The organism is Pseudoalteromonas peptidolytica, from assembly GCF_012641745.1.
GTDB classification, from domain to species: domain Bacteria; phylum Pseudomonadota; class Gammaproteobacteria; order Enterobacterales; family Alteromonadaceae; genus Pseudoalteromonas; species Pseudoalteromonas peptidolytica.
Window position 1 is genome coordinate 1 of record NZ_WEHZ01000075.1, and the last position, 1,772, is coordinate 1,772.

Below are 1,772 nucleotides of genomic sequence, written 5' to 3' on the forward strand. Positions count from 1 at the left end.
CATCTGTGTGATGCGTATCCACGTACTCGGCCACAAGAGGTTGGTGTGAGCGCATCACATCTGGCGTATGTGATTTATACCTCAGGCTCGACAGGACAGCCAAAAGGCGTGATGATTGAGCATCAAAATACGGTTGCAATGTTGAATTGGGGCAAACATTTTTATTCAACGGCAGAGTTGCAAACAGTATTAGCGAGTACTTCTTTAAGTTTTGATTTATCTGTTTTTGAATTATTTTTACCGCTAAGTGTTGGCACAAAAGTAAGACTCGTTAAAAATGTTTTAGAAGTAGTGACAGAGCAGTGTGTTCGGGATGTCACCTTACTTAATACAGTTCCTTCAGCTATCTCGGCTTTGCTAGATAATAATACTTATTTAGAGAAAATCCGGGTCATTAATCTTGCGGGAGAAGCATTACACAGTGAGCTTATCAACAAAATATTTGAACAATATACGGCGATTAGCGTTTGTAATCTATATGGCCCATCTGAAGATACGACCTACTCAACCGGGATCAGGTTTAATAATGCGGTACAGTCAACGCCAAGTATTGGCCGTGTGATTTCAAATAGTATTGCGCTGATTTTAAATGAAGATGGCCAGCTATTACCTTACGGCTCTGTAGGAGAGTTATATTTGGGAGGTGATGGTGTCTCTAGAGGATATAGGCACCAATCCGAGCTAACGGCAGCTAAGTTTGTTAGTAATCCATATTCCACAGTAGGACAGGGAGTTCAGGCTGCTCGACTTTACCGTACAGGAGATTTAGTAAAGTATCTTCCTTGTGGTAATTTAGCGTTTCTTGGTCGAATTGATGATCAGGTGAAGATAAGAGGATTTAGGATAGAGCTTGGGGAAATCGAGTTTGAATTATCTCAACTTGCTGAAATTGACTCATGCCTAGTCATTGCGAAGCAGGTTGGAGAAGATAACCGCTTAATCGCATACCTAAAAGGCCACGATGGTGACATCAATATTGGTGAAGTTAAGAAAGCGCTTCGTTTAGCATTACCTGAATATATGGTGCCTAGTTTTTTTGTGGAAGTTGAAGAGTGGCCATTAACACCAAATGGAAAAATCGACAAAAAGCAATTACTAGAAATTGAAGGTGTCGGTTTTAATGAAGAATACGTTGCACCGCAGAGCCAAACTGAGCTGGCACTAGTGGATATTTGTTCTGAATTGTTGGAACTGGAACAAAGTAAAATAAGTATTAAAGCAAACTTTTTTGAACTGGGAGGGCACTCCCTATTAATAATGAAGTTTGTAAGAAAAATTGAGGAAGTCCTAGGGATCACAATCTCAATGAATGCTTTTTTTGATGTGCAGACTCTGCAAGAGCTTGCTTCCCTATGTGAAATTATAGCGGTAAGTCAGTCTATCAACGAGGTAGATGATGTTGCCGAATACGAAGAGTTCGAGTTTTGAGATGAATGCATTAAACCTTATCCAGCAGTTGGCTAGACAAGACATTATTTTGCAAATGACAGAGAATGGATCGTTAACTGCTAAGGCTCCCAAGGGAGCCATCACAGCTGAAATAAGTGATCTTATAAGGCAAAATAAGAGAGAATTTATTGATTGCTTAACGCGCTTAGAGTCACTTCATTCTCAAGTGGAAAGCAATTCGGTCATTCCTGTAGAAAGAAACACAGATAAGTTCCCTCTGTCTTTTGCCCAGCAGCGGCTATGGTTTATTGATAGTTTGCAAGGTAGCACTCCAGAGTACAATATGCCGATGGTATTTGAGCTGTCAGGCACGATTAGTCTGA

2 protein-coding genes are annotated in these 1,772 nt (G+C 40.4%); both read left to right on the forward strand.

What is annotated here, in order from left to right:
* On the forward strand, nt 1–1,428 hold a 1,428-nt coding region (locus tag F9Y84_RS21760), incomplete at its 5' end, for a non-ribosomal peptide synthetase (RefSeq protein ID WP_168756796.1).
* Nucleotide 1,429: 1 nt separating this feature from the next.
* A partial coding sequence (locus tag F9Y84_RS21765; RefSeq protein WP_168756797.1) for a TubC N-terminal docking domain-related protein occupies nt 1,430–1,772 on the forward strand: 343 nt, incomplete at its 3' end.